Origin of the sequence: Stutzerimonas kirkiae (assembly GCF_004327335.1) — a bacterium.
In the GTDB taxonomy this organism is placed as follows: Bacteria; Pseudomonadota; Gammaproteobacteria; order Pseudomonadales; family Pseudomonadaceae; genus Stutzerimonas; species Stutzerimonas kirkiae.
Window position 1 is genome coordinate 138,434 of sequence record NZ_QJUO01000003.1, and the last position, 13,017, is coordinate 151,450.

The 13,017-nt window shown below is 63.7% G+C and carries 9 protein-coding genes; 4 read left to right on the top strand and 5 right to left on the bottom strand.

Going from position 1 to position 13,017, the window contains the following annotated elements; translation table 11 throughout:
• The first annotated feature begins 35 nt into the window (after window positions 1-35).
• The 3 genes from DNJ95_RS03555 to DNJ95_RS03565 all read left to right on the top strand — a co-directional run bounded on the left by DNJ95_RS03555 (window position 36) and on the right by DNJ95_RS03565 (window position 5,310).
• Complete coding sequence (locus DNJ95_RS03555) at window positions 36-785, top strand: spermidine synthase (protein WP_131183339.1); 750 nt, start codon at window positions 36-38, stop codon at window positions 783-785.
• A 225-nt stretch (window positions 786-1,010) separates the two neighbouring features.
• A complete protein-coding gene (locus tag DNJ95_RS03560) occupies window positions 1,011-3,140 on the top strand; it encodes a methyl-accepting chemotaxis protein (RefSeq protein WP_131183340.1) in 2,130 nt (709 codons plus the stop codon).
• A 511-nt stretch (window positions 3,141-3,651) separates the two neighbouring features.
• Window positions 3,652-5,310: a DEAD/DEAH box helicase gene (locus DNJ95_RS03565; RefSeq protein ID WP_131183341.1), complete on the top strand. Its 1,659-nt coding sequence runs from the start codon at window positions 3,652-3,654 to the stop codon at window positions 5,308-5,310.
• Between the two features lie 17 nt (window positions 5,311-5,327).
• Here the strand turns inward: DNJ95_RS03565 and DNJ95_RS03570 are convergent, their stop codons facing one another.
• The gene (locus DNJ95_RS03570) at window positions 5,328-5,972 is read right to left on the bottom strand and encodes a TetR family transcriptional regulator (protein WP_131183342.1); all 645 of its coding nucleotides are present in this window, start codon (window positions 5,970-5,972) and stop codon (window positions 5,328-5,330) included.
• 167 nt (window positions 5,973-6,139) lie between these two features.
• Between DNJ95_RS03570 and DNJ95_RS03575 the strand changes: the two genes are divergently transcribed.
• Entirely contained in the window at window positions 6,140-7,330 is a 1,191-nt protein-coding gene (locus tag DNJ95_RS03575; RefSeq protein WP_131183343.1) for a multidrug effflux MFS transporter, read from the top strand.
• Between the two features lie 464 nt (window positions 7,331-7,794).
• Here the strand turns inward: DNJ95_RS03575 and DNJ95_RS03580 are convergent, their stop codons facing one another.
• The 4 genes from DNJ95_RS03580 to acnB form a co-directional block, all read right to left on the bottom strand.
• Window positions 7,795-8,145 (bottom strand): DNA polymerase III subunit chi, encoded by a 351-nt coding sequence (locus DNJ95_RS03580; protein ID WP_131183344.1) that lies wholly within the window; start codon window positions 8,143-8,145, stop codon window positions 7,795-7,797.
• Between the two features lie 26 nt (window positions 8,146-8,171).
• The gene (locus DNJ95_RS03585; protein ID WP_131183345.1) at window positions 8,172-8,591 is read right to left on the bottom strand and encodes a DNA polymerase III subunit chi; all 420 of its coding nucleotides are present in this window, start codon (window positions 8,589-8,591) and stop codon (window positions 8,172-8,174) included.
• A gap of 31 nt (window positions 8,592-8,622) precedes the next feature.
• Complete coding sequence (locus DNJ95_RS03590; RefSeq protein ID WP_131183346.1) at window positions 8,623-10,110, bottom strand: leucyl aminopeptidase; 1,488 nt, start codon at window positions 10,108-10,110, stop codon at window positions 8,623-8,625.
• A gap of 224 nt (window positions 10,111-10,334) precedes the next feature.
• Window positions 10,335-12,944, bottom strand: coding sequence for a bifunctional aconitate hydratase 2/2-methylisocitrate dehydratase (acnB, locus tag DNJ95_RS03595; RefSeq protein ID WP_131183393.1), 2,610 nt, complete (start codon window positions 12,942-12,944; stop codon window positions 10,335-10,337).
• Between the last annotated feature and the right edge of the window lie 73 nt (window positions 12,945-13,017).

Genomic DNA, 13,017 nt, shown 5'->3' on the forward strand with positions numbered 1-13,017 from the left:
GATGCAAGCCTGCGCGCTGCGCTGATGAGAGACAGATGAACAAGGACGAGCGGGTATTGGTCGAGGTGCGGGATGAATTCGGTTCCATTCGCGTACTGGAGGTCGGCGATTATCGCTTTCTCGAGTTCGGCGAATGCATCGAGCAGAGTTGTGTCTTCACCCGTGACCCGAGCTGGCTGGAGTACGATTACACCCGCGCCATGCTCATGGGGGCACTGGCGCATCCGGCACCGGAAACCGCGCTGTTCCTCGGCCTGGGCGGTGGAACGCTGACCCAGGCATGCCTGAAGTTCCTGCCGCTGGAGGACGTGGAGGTCATCGAGCTGCGTCCGGCGGTGCCCGAACTGGCGATGCGTTATATGGGGCTGGAGGACGACGAGCGCCTGTATATCCGCATCGGCGATGCGCTGGAACTACTGGCCTCGGCCGAGAGCGCCGATCTGATTTTTGTCGATCTCTACACCGATACCGGGCCTTCGGCAGCGCACCTGGCCTGGTCATTCCTGAGGCGTTGCCAGGAAAAGCTCAATCCGGGCGGCTGGCTGGTGATCAACCAGTGGGGTACCGACGAGGACAAGCCCTTGGGCGCCGCACTGCTGCGTGGCCTGTTCCACAGGCACTACTGGGAATGCCCGGTGAAGGAAGGCAACGTAGTACTGCTCATTCCCGCCGATCTCGAACAGTGCCTGGACCTCGCGGGTCTGCATGAGCGGTCGGCATTCCTGGCGGCACGCCTTGGCTATTCCCTTGACTCGCTGATAGCGGCATTGAGGGCACCAACATAGAACATTCATATATGAAGTGATCTTATTTGGTGCAATTTGGTTTGTTCTCGCGGAAGGCCCGGTTACGGCGTGTTTTTCTCCTGTCGTTCCATTGCGTGGGGTGATTTACGTGGCGCGGCAAAGGGCATGGGTACAGCCGGCGAGAGGATTGTCCGACTGGTCCGTTAATTGCTTTTTGCCAGTATCCCGGTATGGCAATGAAGGAAGAACATGGATACGGCAAAGATGCATCTGTCTGCCCAGGAACGTCACTGGTTGCCGGTGTTCGGTAAGACCGGTAAGTTGGCCATGCGCTGGTCCTGTTGGTTGAATCGCGAGGTCCAGCCGGCTATCGGGCAAGCCTTCGAAGGCATTTCACAGAGTCGTGTAAGGCTATTGCAGGGCTGGGCCGCGGCGCACTGGGAGCATCTGGCCGAACTGGCCGAGAGCCTGGGCGGCGATGCACTGGTGGCCGATAGCGGGCTGCTCGATGACAAGCGGGCGCAGATGCCTGATTTTTCCGAACTGTTCGTCGTCGATGCAGCCGGGCGGGTCAGCGCCTCCAGCCATGCCGGGCACAACGGGCGCAGCCTGGCGGATGCTCGCGCCCTGCAGCAGGGGTTGCGCGCGCCTTTCCTGCATGGCCCCTACAGCGATCCGCTGACACTCGCATTGGGGCCTTCCACTTCCAGCTTTCATGATGCGGTCACGCTGATGTTCTACCAGCCTCTGGCCGATGGCCGGGGTTGCCTGTGCGGGCGGGTGCCGAACGATGTCTTGGGGGATCTTATCCAGCGGGAGGCCGGGCATATCTATCCGGAGTCCGGCGACAACTATCTGTTCATGGTCGAGTCGCGCTTCGAGCCGTCGATCCAGCCGGGAACGGCGCTGTCGCGTTCGCGTTTCGAGGATTCCACCTTCAGCCTGGGCGATAACCTCAAGGATGGTGTCGCCACACGCTGGGGCACGGTACAGGTGCGCCAGCACACCGAACTCGAGCTGCGTTTCACCGATCCGGCCACCGGCCAGTTGCACCCGGGGGTAAGGGAAACCATCGCCAAGGGGGCCAATCTCTATGTGGCCTACCCGGGCTATTCCGATTACCGGCATATCCCGGTGGTGGGCAAGGGCACCACATTCCAGATGCAGGGTTCTCCCGACCGCTGGGGAATGATGTGCGAGGGGGATCTGGAGGAGGTCTTCCGGCGGCGCTCGCTGAGTTTCAACATGATGAAGACCTACCTGGCGACGGTGACCAGCCTGCTGTTGCTCAGCACTCTGCTGCAGGCGTTCAGCGGTTTGCCCGAGGCCGTCCTGTATGGCCTGGATGTCGTGTTGATGCTGCTCGGGGCTTGGGCCTTCTCGATATTCGGGCCGAAACGGCTGGCGCGGCGCATGCAGTCGATGAGCGATGTGGTGAGGACCCTGGCCGAAGGCGAGGGGGACCTGTGCCAGCGGCTGACGGTCGAGGCCCGGCGGCGCGACGAAGTGGTCGATCTCGGGCGCTGGCTCAATAGTTTCATTGATAGCCTGGACACCGTTGTCGGGCGGGTGATTCAGGTTTCTCGACATGTGCGGCAGGACAACGAACTGATGCTCGAACGCAGCCGCGAGGCGGGTGATGCCACGCGCGAGGTGGGGGACTCGATTCACCGTCTGTTGCTGCTGGTCGAGCAGCAACTGGGCGAGATCCAGCAGGCCGGGGTCACGGCGCAGGAGATGAAGGATGCCATGGCGCGGGTGGTCGAGCGTGCACGCGAGCGTTTCGAGACCGTGCGCGACAGCACCGAGTCGATACGCAATGTGGTAGAGCGCTCGGCTGGCAGTGTGCAACTGCTCGACAGCCGTATGGGCGAGATCGGCAATATCGTGCGGCTGATCACCGATATCACCACGCAGACCAACCTTCTTGCGCTGAACGCGGCGATCGAGGCGGCGCGGGCCGGCGAACATGGGCGCGGCTTCGCCGTGGTGGCGGGCGAGGTGCGCTCCCTGGCCGAGCGTACCGCCCATGCGGCCACGGATATCCGGGTCATGGTCGAGAGCCTGCAGAATGAGACGCGCCAGGCGGTGTCGCTGATGGAAAGCGGGGTGGCCGATGTGGATGGCAGCCTGCGCCTGAGCGAGCAGGTTTCATCGGAGAACCAGGAACTGCATGAGGCGGTGGCACGCGTGCTCAGCGCGATCCAGCAACTCAACGAGCGCAGCCTGCAATATGGGCAGACGGTCGGTGGCGTGGAAGTGGTGTCGGGTGAAATGGGGACGACACTGCAGGTCTTGCAAGGCAGTGCCGAGCGGGTGCGACACACGGTCGGCAAGCTGCATTCGCTGGTCGGGCGGTTTCGTGTCAGTACTGGCGAGAGCAGGGCGGCCTGATCCATTTCCGCATTCCGGGTTGATCGTGGCATTGCCAGTCCAGTATCAGCACATTCCCATGCAAGGCCTGGCGCGACGGTCCTGTCTCGATGCGGGGCGATCGCGCTCTGCGGCGCGACAAGGGCCGAAAGCGCTGCAAAGCCAGGGGGCGTATGCGAAACCACAGGCAACCGGTATTTTCGTCCAGCCTCCAGCCAGCGTCTATCGGAGCGGCTTGCCATCGGATAGCGAAATAGCTCGATCGCCCGGCATCCATATGCAAAATACGAGCACGGCCGGCGAAAATTCCGGTATAGTACGCGCCGGCTGAAATCCAGCCGGCGTTCAGGTACTGCAACAAAACGAAGCGCGTGCTTCGGCTGCTGTCCGCTCGACGGACTATCCTTGACGATTCATCATCCATACGTTTTCGCAAACCCGCCGACCAGGCTGCCAGGGTGACCCACAAGGTCTTGCATGGCATGCGCAGCTTCGGAGCATGGGTCTTTGCGGAGCATCAGAGACAAGACCCATGACCCAGGAAATCGGCGGCTTTGCCGCACTCGGCCTTCATCCCGCTGTTCTGGCCGCGATCGCGGCAGTCGGTTACGAAGAGCCTTCACCCATCCAGAACCAGGCGATCCCGGTGATCCTTGGCGGCCACGACATGATCGGCCAGGCGCAGACCGGCACCGGCAAGACCGCAGCTTTCGCGCTGCCACTGCTGTCGAAGATCGACCCGGCCCGCCGCGAGCCGCAAGTGCTGGTGCTGGCGCCTACCCGCGAGCTGGCGCTGCAGGTCGCCACTGCCTTCGAAGTCTATTCCAAGCAGATGCCCGGTGTTGGCGTCGTGGCTATCTACGGTGGCGCCCCGATGGGGCCGCAGCTCAAGGCGATCCGCCAGGGCGCGCAGATCATCGTGGCCACGCCCGGTCGCTTGGTCGACCACCTGAGCCGTAATGCCGGCCTGCTCTCGACCATCGGCTTCCTGGTGCTCGACGAAGCCGACGAGATGCTCAAGCTGGGCTTCATGGACGACCTGGAAGTGATCTTCGAAGCCATGCCCGAAGGCCGCCAGAGCGTGCTGTTCTCGGCCACCCTGCCGCATTCGATCCGCGCCATCGCCGAGAAGCACCTGCGTGACCCGCAGCATGTCAAGATCGCCGCCAAGACCCAGACCGTCGCCCGTATCGAGCAGGCGCACCTGATGGTGCATGCCGACCAGAAGATCCCGGCCGTACTGCGCCTTCTCGAAGTCGAGGACTTCGATGCGCTGATCGCCTTCGTACGCACCAAGCAGGCCACCCTCGATCTGGCCAGCGCCCTCGAAGCCAAGGGGTACAAGGCGGCGGCGCTGAACGGCGATATCGCGCAGAACCAGCGTGAGCGGGTCATCGAGTCGCTGAAGGACGGCCGCCTGGATATCGTGGTCGCCACCGACGTCGCTGCGCGTGGCCTCGATGTGGCGCGTATCACCCACGTGTTCAACGTCGACATGCCGTATGACCCGGAGTCCTATGTGCACCGCATCGGGCGTACCGGGCGTGCCGGCCGTGAAGGTCGCGCGCTGTTGCTGGTGACCCCGCGCGAGCGGCGCATGCTGCAGGTGATCGAGCGGGTCACCGGGCAGAAAGTGGCTGAAGCCCGTCTGCCCAACGCGCAGCAGGTGCTGGAAGCACGTATCCGCAAGCTCACCAACGGCCTGGCGCCGCTGGTGGCCGAAGCCGAGGCGAGCCATGGCGAGTTGCTGGATAAGCTGATTGCCGAGATCGGCTGCAGCCCGCGTGCCCTGGCGGCAGCCTTGTTGCGCAAGGCCACCAATGGCCAGTCGCTGACCCTGGCCGAACTGGAGAAGGAGCAGCCGCTGGTGCCGAGCAGTGCGCCCCGCGAGCGTTCCGAGCGCAGCGGCGAGCGTGACCGCGAGCGTCGCGCTCCGGTTCCCCTGGCCGAAGGCCGTGCGCGTTGCCGCACGCCGCTGGGTGCGCGTGACGGTATCGCGGCGCGCAACCTGCTGGGGGCGATCCTCAATGAGGGCGGGCTGGTGCGCGAGGCGATCGGGCGTATCCAGGTGCGCGACAGCTTCAGCCTGGTGGAATTGCCCGAAGAGGGGCTGGAGCGCCTGCTGACCAAGCTCAAGGATACCCGCGTCGCCGGCAAGCAGTTGAAGCTGCGGCGTTATCGCGAAGACTGAGGCGGAGCCGGCGCCCGCTATTGCTCGGTGGGCGCCTGCGCTGAGGGAATGGGCCATTCGCGGGCCAGCCCGCGGAAGACCGTGTCGATCATCAGCGGGGCATCCTCCACTGGGTCGAACTGATCGGGGTTGCGTGTCCAGTCGGTCACCAGCCCTACGATCAGGGCATGTACCGAAAGTGCGGCCAGGCGTGGCGTCAGGCCGGGCCGCAGGTGTTCCGTGGCGCGCTGCAGCAGTTGCTCGCTCAGCCTGATGAATTCGTCAATAAAGGCGTTATGCCGCTCTTCCGCTTCGCGCAGTTCATCGGTGAACTCGCAGCGATGCAGCAGAATGGTGAATATCCTGCTTTTTTGCGGATTCAGGCTCATCGACTGGGTGACTTCGATGCACATGTCCCGCAGGACCGTCAGGGGCTGGTGTGGGCCGCAGGCCAGCAAGCGCTGCGCCAGTTGTTCCGGCGGCAGGCGTACCTGGTTGACCATTTCGTTGAACAGGTGGGCCTTGTTCTGGAAGTGCCAGTAGACCGCGCCTCTTGTCACGCCTGCATCGCGGGCGATCTGATCGAGGCTGGTATGGGCCACACCCTTGTCGAGGAACAGCCGCTCGGCGGCCTCGAGGATGGATATGCGGGTCTTCTCGGCTTCTTCTTTGGTTCTGCGCATGGTTCTACTGGGCAATTCGTAGGGTAGTGCCGGGCTGCGTGCACCGGAGCGGGTCGGCTATTTACAATCGACTCTGTATGTAACAGCATCTGCCGGTCTTGTAAATCGCCCGCTTGCCCGCGCTTTTGCCAAGCCGTGCGACTTTTTCTTCTGTTCGTGAGCTTCTTATGCCTTTTCGGATTCTCCTGATACTGGGAGCACTGAGTGCTTTCGGCCCCATGGCCATCGACTTTTATCTGCCCGCTTTCCCGGCCCTGGCTGAAGGTTTCGCCACGGATGTCGAGCAGGTGCAACTGACTCTGGCGGTCTATTTCGTCGGCCTGGCGGTAGGGCAACTGGTCTATGGGCCACTGGCGGATCGCTATGGGCGGCGCAGGCCCTTGTTGCTGGGAATTGCACTGTTCACGCTGGCCTCGTTCGCCTGCTCGTTCGCGCCCAGCCTGCACTGGCTGATCGCGGCGCGTTTTGTCCAGGCGCTCGGCGGCTGTGCCGGAATGGTGATCTCGCGTGCGATCGTGCGCGATCTCTGCGATCCGATCACCTCGGCCCGGGTGTTCTCCCAGTTGATGCTGGTCATGGGGTTGGCACCGATCCTGGCGCCTTTGGCGGGTGGGCTGCTACTCAATCTGGCGGGCTGGCAGGCGATCTTCTTCATACTCGGCTTTTTCGGCGTATTCTGCCTGCTGGCAGTAAACCTGTGGCTTCCGGAAACCCTGGACCCGCGGCAACCGTCCGCACCTCTGCGTGGCGCCCTTGGAGAATACCGGCGGCTTTTCCGGGACCTGCCGTTCGTCGGGCATGCGCTGACCGGTGGCCTGGCGATGGCCGGCATGTTCGCTTATATCGCCGGCTCGCCCTTCGTTTTCATCGAATTGTATGGTGTCCCGAGCGAGTACTACGGCTGGCTGTTCGGTCTGAATGCCGCGGGTTTCATCCTGTTCGCCCAGGTGAATGCCTGGTTGGTGGCGCGCCGTGGGCCGGGATACTGGGCCAGGCGTATCGCCTGGTTCTATTGCAGTTGCGGTGTGTTGCTGCTGATCGTCGCCCTGGCCCGTCCCGAAAACCTGTGGCCGCTGTTGCTGCCATTGTTCGGTGGTATGGCTTGCCTGGGTATCCTGATGCCCAATACCTCGGCTTGCGCCATGGCTGGCCAGGGCCGCCATGCCGGGAGTGCGTCGGCGTTGCTCGGCAGCCTGCAGTTCGGCATCGCCGCCTGTGCAGCCAGTGCCGTGGGCTTTCTGCATGACGGCAGCACCCTGCCCATGGCGCTGGTGATCTGCGGTTGCAGTCTGCTGGCGCTGGCGATGTCGCGCCTGACACTGATGGCCGAGCGGCGTGCAGGGCATCCTCTGGCGTGATGCCTGGCGGCGCCAGGATCTTCGAAGTGGCGGCTGTCGAGCAACAGGGGGCGCTTTCGCCGTAGTGCTGTGAGCCTTTCGTATGTCGCCGGCGATGTCCGGGCTTGCGGCGAATACCGGGGCGATTATGGAAAGCGCCGTCGCCCGATGCCCGAGTCATTCGTAGGGCTTTCGGTTTCCCAGGCTGTTTCTTTCAGGTGCCGTCGACAGTGGCTGTGTGGATGCCGGGTGGCGGGCGGGGTCTTCGCCGCCGGGGATGGCGATGTATTCACGCGTGCCCCGTTCCGCCACCAGGCATCCGCACGGATACGAGGATACCGAGATCGCGCTCTACGGCTTCATGGCCAGGCACACTCTCATGAAACAAGAAATAGCTCTTTGATTGAAAAGGCTGTTTCTTGGCGGCAGGAACGCGCCTGTCTGCTGTGCGACAGCGTGGAGTGCGACGAAACGTCAACGAGACCCTAGAGTTGGCCGGGACGAACCAGGCGTTCTATGGTCGGCTCCAGGCGGCGTTTCAGTTCGGCTTCGATCTGCGGGATGAATTCGTCGATGACTTCTTGCAGGATCGATTGCGCGGAGACGCGCAACTCATGGTCGATATGGCGTTCGGCCAGGTCGCGGAAGGCCGTGCGGGCAGGGGACGGGCGTGCCTCCTTCGCTTCCTCGCTGGCCTGGACCACGCTGAGCACACATGGGCCGGTGCTTTCCACGGTATTGGTCAGCAGGGGCGGCTCGATGTTTTCATCGAGCAGGGCGCGGATGGATTCCAGGTCCTCCAGCAGGGCCGGGGCGGGGGAGGTCTTCGTGTGCATGTGGGTTTTCAGTGTACTGCCGTCCATCAGAGGTCGAGTCGTTGTGGAGCATAGCCCCGTTGGCGGTAATGGCGGAAATTCTCGCGACAGCGGGCCAACAGTTCGGGCTGCTGGTTGACGATCTCTATCACGCGACTGAACTGGTCGACATGGGGCGAGAGGGTCGCGCCGAGGTTGATCAGCAGGCCCTGGGGATGCCCGGGGGCCTGCTCCAGTCCGATGGCGACCGGTGTCTGGGGATTGTCCTGGTGCAGGTCGTGGGGGATGAAGCGCTCGCTGCGAAAGCTCCACAGCAGCTCGTCCAGCGTGTCGCACTGCTGTTCGTCCTGGCAGCGGATAAAGACCGGCATATCGTGCTGCCAGCCTTTCAGCGTCAGTTTGCAGGCCGCGCGCAGACGGCCTGCCGGATCACTGTCCGGCAGTACGTAGAAGTCGATGCGGGTCATCGGCGCGACCTGCCGAGGCCTGTCGGCATGCTCAGCCTGCCCGGTCCAGCAGGTACTGGGTCAGCAGCGGGACCGGGCGGCCAGTGGCGCCCTTGTCCTTGCCGCCGCTGATCCAGGCGGTGCCGGCGATGTCCAGGTGCGCCCAGGAAAGGTTCTTGGTGAAGCGCGAGAGGAAGCAGGCGGCGGTAATGGTGCCGGCTTTTGGCCCGCCGATATTGGCGATGTCGGCGAAGGGGCTGTCGAGCTGCTCCTGGTACTCATCGAACAGCGGCAGTTGCCAGGCGCGGTCATAGGCCTGGTTGCCGGCCTGCAGCAGTTGCTGCAGCAACTCGTCGTCGTTGCCCAGCAGGCCCGATGTGTTGCTGCCGAGGGCGACGATGCAGGCGCCGGTCAGGGTGGCGATGTCGATCACCGCGCGTGGCTTGAAGCGTTCGCTGTAGGTCAGTGCATCGCACAGCACCAGGCGGCCTTCGGCGTCGGTGTTGAGGATTTCGATGGTCTGGCCGCTCAGGCTGGTGACGATGTCGCCGGGGCGGGTGGCACCACCGCTGGGCATGTTCTCGGCACAGGCCAGGACGCCCACCACGTTGATCGGCAACTGCAGTTCGAGGATGGCGCGGAAGGTGCCGAAGACACTGGCGGCGCCGCCCATGTCGTACTTCATCTCGTCCATGTTCAACCCCGGCTTGAGGCTGATGCCGCCGGTGTCGAAGGTGATGCCCTTGCCGACCAGGGCGTAGGGGCGCTCGTCCTTCTTGCCGCCGTTGTATTGCAGGACGATCAGGCGCGGCGGTTGCTCGCTGCCCTGGGCTACGGCGAGGAAGGAGCCGGCGCCGAGTTTGGCGAGTTTCTTCTCGTCGAGGATCTCGACCTTGAGGCTCTTGTATTCGTCGGCCAGGGCTTGCGCCTGTTCGGCCAGGTAGACCGGATTGCAGACGTTCGGCGGCAGGTTGCCGAGGTCGCGGGTCAGCGCCATGCCGTTGGCGATCGCCTTGCCATGCTGGGCGGCGCGCTTCAGTTGTGCCTGTTCGTCACGCCCGCCAAGCAGGGTGACTTTCTTCAGGTTGCGGGCCGGGGCCTTGCTGCTCTTGAAGCGGTCGAAGACGTACTGGCCGTCCGCGAGGATCTCCACCACCTGGCGGGCGCTGGCGTAGCTGTCCAGGTCGCTGACCCGCACATCCTGCAGAGCCAGCACGGCATCACGGCCATTGAGGTTCTTCAGGGCGCCGAGCAGTGCGGAAGCGATCTTGCGCCATTGGCGGACGTTGCGTTCGGCATCCTGGCCGGTCCCCAGCAGCAGTACCCGTTCGGCCTTGAGGCCGGCGAGCCCTTGCAGCAGCAGTGTCTGGCCGACCTTGCCGGTCAGGTCGCCACGTTCTAGGGCGGTCTTGAGTGCGCCGCTGGCGAGGTTGTCGATTTCCTGCGCGGTGTTGTCCAGCACGCCGCCTTCGGCGACGGGCAGGACCAGGATGTCGGTTTTCAGGGTTGTGGCTTTGGCGCTTTTGACGACGAATTCCATTGGATGAGGTGTCCCCGGTCGATTTGCTGCCGACAGGCCTGTCCGGTATCGGCATGCTGTTCCGGGACCGGGCGTCGGCTTGGTGTGCCGGTATCCTACCGCTGCGGAGGGCCGATGCCCAGTCACAGAGCGGCGTGAAGCCATAAATGCAAACGCCCCGAACGGGGCGGGGCGTTTGTTTTCAGCTCATGACACCCTGGGCGGATGTCATGTCGTCCGGGTTATCAGACTTCGACGACCTGGATCTTGGCCTTTTCCGCGGACTCGCGGAATTCGGCGATCTGGTCGAAGGACAGGTAGCGATAGATATCGGCAGCCATGCTGTCGATGTTCTTCGCGTATTCCATGTACTCCTCGACGGTCGGCAGCTTGCCGATGATCGACGCGACCGCGGCCAGTTCGGCGGAAGCCAGGAACACGTTGGTCGCATCGCCCAGGCGGTTGGGGAAGTTACGGGTCGAGGTGGAGACCACGGTGGAACCGGTCTGTACGCGTGCCTGGTTACCCATGCACAGCGAGCAGCCTGGCATTTCCATGCGCGCGCCAGCCTTGCCGTAGATACCGTAGTAGCCTTCCTCGGTCAGTTGGTGGGCGTCCATCTTGGTTGGCGGAGCCAGCCACAGACGGGTCGGGATGCCACCCTTGACCTTTTCCAGCAGCTTGCCGGCGGCGCGGAAGTGACCGATGTTGGTCATGCAGGAGCCGATGAAGACTTCGTCGATCTTCTGGCCCTGGACGCTGGACAGCAGGCGGGCATCGTCCGGGTCGTTCGGTGCGCAGAGCACGGGCTCCTTGACGTCGGCCAGGTCGATCTCGATGACGGCGGCGTATTCGGCGTCCTTGTCGGCTTCCAGCAGTTGCGGGTTGGCCACCCAGGCTTCCATGGCGCGTGCACGACGTTCCAGGGTGCGCGGGTCACCGTAGCCTTCGCTGATCATCCAGCGCAGCAGGGTGATGTTGGACTGCAGATACTCGGCGATGGCTTTTTCCGGCAGCTTGATGGTGCAACCGGCAGCCGAGCGTTCGGCCGAGGCGTCGGACAGTTCGAAGGCTTGCTCGACGGTCAGTTCGTTGAGGCCTTCGATCTCCAGGATGCGGCCGGAGAAGATGTTCTTCTTGCCCTTCTTCTCGACGGTCAGCAGGCCCGACTGGATCGCGTAGTAGGGGATCGCATGCACCAGGTCGCGCAGGGTGATGCCCGGTTGCAGCTTGCCCTTGAAGCGCACCAGTACCGACTCCGGCATGTCCAGCGGCATTACGCCGGTGGCGGCGGCGAAGGCGACCAGGCCGGAACCGGCCGGGAAGGAGATGCCGATCGGGAAGCGGGTGTGGGAGTCACCACCGGTACCGACGGTATCCGGCAGCAGCATGCGGTTCAGCCAACTGTGGATGATGCCGTCGCCCGGACGCAGGGACACGCCGCCGCGGGTCATGATGAAGTCCGGCAGGGTGTGGTGGGTGGTGACGTCGATCGGCTTCGGATAGGCCGCGGTGTGGCAGAAGGACTGCATCACCAGGTCGGCGGAGAAGCCCAGGCAGGCCAGGTCCTTCAGCTCGTCGCGGGTCATCGGGCCCGTGGTGTCCTGGGAGCCGACGGTGGTCATCTTCGGTTCGCAGTAGGTGCCTGGGCGCACGCCCTGGCCTTCCGGCAGGCCGCAGGCGCGACCGACCATCTTCTGCGCCAGGCTGAAGCCCTTGCCGCTGTCGGCGGGGGCAACCGGCTTCTTGAACAGGTCCGCCGGGCCGAGGCCCAGTTCGGCGCGGGCCTTGTCGGTCAGGCCACGGCCGACGATCAGCGGGATACGGCCGCCGGCGCGGACTTCGTCGAGCAGCACGTCGGTTTTCAGTTCGAAGCTGGTGACCAGCTCGTCGCTGCCGTGGCGGCGTACTTCGCCCTTGTACGGGTAGACATCAATGATGTCGCCCATGGCTAGGTTGGTGCAGTCGAATTCGATCGGCAGGGCGCCGGCGTCTTCCATGGTGTTGTAGAAGATCGGCGCGATCTTGGTGCCGAAGCAGAAGCCGCCGGCGCGCTTGTTCGGTACGTTCGGGATGTCGTCGCCGAAGAACCACAGCACCGAGTTGGTGGCGGATTTACGCGAAGAGCCGGTGCCGACCACGTCGCCGACGTAGGCGACCGGGAAGCCTTTTTCCTTCAGGGCTTCCATCTGCTTCAGCGGGCCGACGGAACCGGGAGCGTCCGGCTCGATGCCGTCGCGGGCCATCTTCAGCATGGCCAGCGCGTGCAGCGGGATGTCGGGGCGCGACCAGGCGTCAGGCGCGGGCGACAGGTCGTCGGTGTTGGTTTCGCCGGTCACCTTGAACACGGTCAGGGTGATTTTCTCGGCCAGGGCCGGGCGGTTCTTGAACCATTCGCCGTCGGCCCAGGACTGCAGTACCGACTTGGCGATGGCGTTGCCGGCCTTGGCGCGTTCCGCGACATCGTGGAAGGCGTCGAACATCAGCAGGGTGTGCTTCAATTGCTCGCCGGCGATCTCGGCCAGTTCGGCGTTGTCCAGCAGTTCGACCAGGGTGGCGATGTTGTAGCCGCCCTGCATGGTGCCGAGCAGTTCGACCGCGTGCTTCTTGTCGATCAGCGGGGAAGTCGCCTCGCCCTTGGCGATGGCGGACAGGAAGCCGGCCTTGACGTAGGCGGCTTCGTCGACTCCCGGTGGTACGCGATTGGTGATCAGATCGAGCAGGAAGGCTTCTTCGCCTGCTGGAGGATTCTTCAGCAGTTCGACCAGACCTGCGGTTTGTTCGGCGTTCAGCGGCTGGGGCACGATACCCTGGGCGGCACGCTCTTCTACGTGTTTGCGGTAGGCTTCAAGCACAGTTTTTACCCTCATCATTGGTCCCATGGTGGAGCGGGACGCTCATCCGGAAGCTGCTTTCAAAGTTTTACGC

Coding starts and splice junctions, on each gene's coding strand:
- DNJ95_RS03555 (WP_131183339.1), top strand. CDS start 36: ATGAACAAGGACGAGCGGGTATTGGTCGAGGTGCGGGATGAATTCGGT.
- DNJ95_RS03560 (WP_131183340.1), top strand. CDS start 1,011: ATGCATCTGTCTGCCCAGGAACGTCACTGGTTGCCGGTGTTCGGTAAG.
- DNJ95_RS03565 (WP_131183341.1), top strand. CDS start 3,652: ATGACCCAGGAAATCGGCGGCTTTGCCGCACTCGGCCTTCATCCCGCT.
- DNJ95_RS03570 (WP_131183342.1), bottom strand. CDS start 5,972: ATGCGCAGAACCAAAGAAGAAGCCGAGAAGACCCGCATATCCATCCTC.
- DNJ95_RS03575 (WP_131183343.1), top strand. CDS start 6,140: ATGCCTTTTCGGATTCTCCTGATACTGGGAGCACTGAGTGCTTTCGGC.
- DNJ95_RS03580 (WP_131183344.1), bottom strand. CDS start 8,145: ATGCACACGAAGACCTCCCCCGCCCCGGCCCTGCTGGAGGACCTGGAA.
- DNJ95_RS03585 (WP_131183345.1), bottom strand. CDS start 8,591: ATGACCCGCATCGACTTCTACGTACTGCCGGACAGTGATCCGGCAGGC.
- DNJ95_RS03590 (WP_131183346.1), bottom strand. CDS start 10,110: ATGGAATTCGTCGTCAAAAGCGCCAAAGCCACAACCCTGAAAACCGAC.